Raw genomic sequence first — 3437 nt, forward strand, 5'->3', positions numbered from 1 at the left:
AGCTGACCCACCGCAATCGCGAGCAGGCTCGCTCCCACAGGATCCAAGCCTGAAGGAAGAAAATTGTGAACCGACCTTACGCACGCTGGCTCCTGCGAGCCGCTTCCCTGCTGCTCTGCCTGCTGTTCTGGCAACTCGCTGCCAATGGTCACTGGGACCTGGGCCTGGTGACCTTCGCCAATGTCCCGACGCCGTTGGCGGTAATCCAGGCTGCGTTCGGCCTGGGGGAGTCGGGCAGCCTCGGCCGGCACCTGGGTAGCAGCCTGGGCCGGGTCTTCGCCGGTTATGGTGCGGCGCTGTTGATTGGCGTGGCACCGGGACTGGCCATCGGCCGCTCGAAATGGGCCGAAGACCTGCTGTTGCCGCCGCTGGAAGTCCTGCGGCCGATCCCGGCCGTGGCCTGGATTCCCCTGGCGATCCTGATGTTTCCGTCCTCGGAGCTGTCGATGGTGTTCATCACCTTTACCGGCGCGCTGTTCCCGATCCTGCTCAACACCGTGCACGGCGTCGAGGGGGTGGACCGGCGCTTGATCGCTTCGGCGAAAAGCCTGGGGGCCGGACGTTCGGCGATCCTGCTGGAAGTGATTCTGCCGGGCGCCGCGCCGAGCATTATCACCGGCTTGGCCATTGGCATGGGCACCTCCTGGTTTTGCCTGGTGACGGCGGAAATGATCGCCGGTCAGTACGGCATCGGCTACTACACCTGGGCGTCCTACACCGTGCAGAACTACCCCGACATCGTCGTCGGCATGTTGCTGATCGGTGTGTTGGGCATGGGCAGCAGTCTGTTGATCAAACGCCTCGGCGGGCTGTTCACGCCCTGGCATCGACCACGAGGAAAAGCCTGATGAGCGTGATGCAAGCGCCGGAAGGACGGATCGATATCCGTCAGTTGTCCATTGTCCTGGGCCAGGGCGCCCAGGCTTTCGAAGCCGTCCAGGGCCTGGATTGCCAGATCGAGGCCGGTCAGTTCGTCTGCATCCTGGGGCCGTCCGGTTGCGGGAAGTCCACCTTGCTCGGCGCGTTGGCGGGGCATCTGCAACCGCGCACCGGCACATTGAATGTAGATGGGGCGGCGGTGTCCGGTCCGTCGCCACAGCGCGGCATGGTGTTCCAGCAACACACGTTGTTCCCGTGGCGCACGGTGCGCGACAACGTCGCCTTCGGTTTGAAGATGCGCGGCCTGGGCAAGGCCGAACGGCATCGGGCTGCCGATGAAATCCTCGCCCTGGTGGGCCTGGAAGGTTTTGCCGGGAACTGGCCTGACCAGCTTTCCGGGGGCATGCAGCAACGGGTGGAAATCGCCCGGGTACTGGTCAATCGCCCACGCCTGTTGCTGATGGACGAACCGTTCGGCGCGTTGGATGCCTTGACCCGTTTGAACATGCAGGAACTGTTGCTGGACATCTGGACGCGCATTCGTACCACCGTGGTGTTCGTCACCCATGACATCGACGAGGCGTTGTTCCTGGCCGATCGACTGCTGGTGATGAGCCCGCGTCCCGGTCGGATCATCGAGGATTTGCGCCTGGATTTTGCTCGTCCACGGACCACCGAACTGATGACCAGTCCCGAGTTTTCTCGCTTGAAACGTCACTGCCTCGAGTTGTTGCGCCATGAAGAAGGCCGGCAATTGCCGCGCCTCAATCCCCTCGGGCTTCCTGAAACCTCCTTGCCGCGATTTGCCCTATGAACTCTCTATTCGAAGACACCGACAACGATGACATCCTCGCCCTGCAACCGCGCCTGACCGACGAGGACCCCGGCGTGCGTCGCATCGCCTTGATCGAACTGGCCGATCTGGAAGAGCCCGAAGGCCTGCTGTGGCTGGTGGATCGCCTGGCCCAAGACCCTAGCGCCGAAGTGCGGGCCGAAGCGGCGCGCTTGCTCGAAGCCTGGGAAGAGGCGCCCGTGGTCGAGGCGTTATGCCAGGCATTGACCGATCCGTCGGCGACGGTGCAGGCCGCTGCGGCGCAAAGCCTGAGCCTGCTCAAGAGCGAGGCGGCGGGGAGGGTGATCCTGCCGTGGTCCGCCCATCAGGACGTGAGCGTGCGGGTTGCGGCGTTCCGGGCCTTGCGTGAGTTGCGCCTGGCCGATGCAGCACCGGCTGCGCTCGTTGCCTTGGCCGACCGCGATGCCGGCGTGCGCCGCGAAGCCGTTGGCGTGCTGGGGTGGCTCAAGCACCTCGATGCGCTGCCGGCGTTGGCGCGGCTCGCCAGCGATGATCCGGACACCGAGGTGCGGCGTGCGGCCACCGGTGCCCTTGGCCTGGCATCGGATGCGCAAGTCCTGCCGGCCCTTCGCCAGGCCCTGCGGGACCCGGCCTGGGCGGTGCGCGAAGAGGCGGCCACCACGCTGGGCAAGGTCGGCCATGCCGAGGCCGGCCCGGCCCTGATCGAAGCGTTGGCTGACGATTATTGGCAGGTGCGCCTGCGAGCTACCCGCAGCCTCGGCCGCTTGCGCTACGCCCCAGCACTGGCGGCCTTGATCGATACCCTGGGGCATCGCATCAGTAATCTGCGCAAGGAAGCGGCGCTGGCCTTGGGCGAACTGGCCGAGCGCGATGCCATCCCGGCCTTGCAGGCCGCCCAGGACGATGGTGACCCTGAAGTGCGCAAGGCCGTGCGCATTGCCTTGGGGCAGCTGCAATGAACCCGCTGGCGCTGGGCAATTCCCAAGACAAGGGACAACTGCGCCTGAACTGGCCCGATGGCCGCGAACAACGCCTGGAGCATGCCGAACTGCGTCGCCAATGCCCATGCTCCCAGTGCCGGGCGTTTCGCCTGCGAGGGCTGACGGTGCAGGTTGATCCGCGGGTCAGGGTGGTTGCGGTCAATGCGCAGGGGTATGGGGTTCAGTTGGTGTTCAGTGATGGGCATGAGCGGGGGATTTATCCGTGGGGGTATCTGGCGGGGCTTGAATGTTGACCGCCTGTGGTGTTTTTGACCGGGGACATATCCGTTGCTGCGGTGACGGCCGCTTACGGTTCCGCTCTTACAGCGGGTCACTTTTGAAAGGGCGCCAAAAGTAACCAAAAGCGCCTTGCCCCACCACTCGGCACCTCGCCAAGGCTCGGTGTGCCCTCACTCCGGCATTGCTCCGTGGGCCCGCCGCGAAGGACCATCCATGGTCCAGCGCGGCTATCCCGGCATCCATGCCGGGATGCCCACTACGCAATGCCTGCGTTCGGCCTTCGTGGTTAATGGGGCGGTCAGATCAAAAGCAAAGCAAAGCAAAGGCGAGGCGGCCTAGCGGCCGACCTATCTCTCCCGGTCGTATCCCAATCCAACTGTGGGAGCGGGCTTGCTCGCGAAGACGTCAGCCCAGACAACCCATACCCCGTGGCGAGGGAGCGTGCTCCCGCTCGGCTGCGCAGCAGTCGCAGAGCCGGGCCCTGCGGTTTGCCTGGAGAAATGCAGGGGCCTGCTTCGCAGGCC

4 protein-coding genes are annotated in these 3437 nt (G+C 65.0%); all 4 read left to right on the forward strand.

Features of this window, described 5'->3' with window-relative positions; translation table 11 throughout:
- Window positions 1-65: 65 nt before the first annotated feature.
- Genes RGM2987_RS00325 through RGM2987_RS00340 form a run of 4 tightly spaced genes read left to right on the forward strand, consistent with a single transcriptional unit; the run spans window position 66 to window position 2927 of the window.
- A complete protein-coding gene (locus RGM2987_RS00325) occupies window positions 66-848 on the forward strand; it encodes an ABC transporter permease (RefSeq protein WP_245138126.1) in 783 nt (260 codons plus the stop codon).
- Entirely contained in the window at window positions 848-1693 is an 846-nt protein-coding gene (locus RGM2987_RS00330; RefSeq protein ID WP_245138127.1) for an ABC transporter ATP-binding protein, read from the forward strand. The genes RGM2987_RS00325 and RGM2987_RS00330 overlap by 1 nt, the downstream gene beginning before the upstream one ends.
- Complete coding sequence (locus RGM2987_RS00335; protein WP_245138128.1) at window positions 1690-2652, forward strand: HEAT repeat domain-containing protein; 963 nt, start codon at window positions 1690-1692, stop codon at window positions 2650-2652. The genes RGM2987_RS00330 and RGM2987_RS00335 overlap by 4 nt, the downstream gene beginning before the upstream one ends.
- On the forward strand, window positions 2649-2927 hold the full coding sequence (locus tag RGM2987_RS00340; protein ID WP_245138129.1) for a DUF971 domain-containing protein: 279 nt from the start codon (window positions 2649-2651) through the stop codon (window positions 2925-2927). The genes RGM2987_RS00335 and RGM2987_RS00340 overlap by 4 nt, the downstream gene beginning before the upstream one ends.
- Window positions 2928-3437 lie beyond the last annotated feature (510 nt).

This window comes from Pseudomonas sp. RGM2987 (genome assembly GCF_022952855.1).
In the GTDB taxonomy this organism is placed as follows: Bacteria; Pseudomonadota; Gammaproteobacteria; order Pseudomonadales; family Pseudomonadaceae; genus Aquipseudomonas.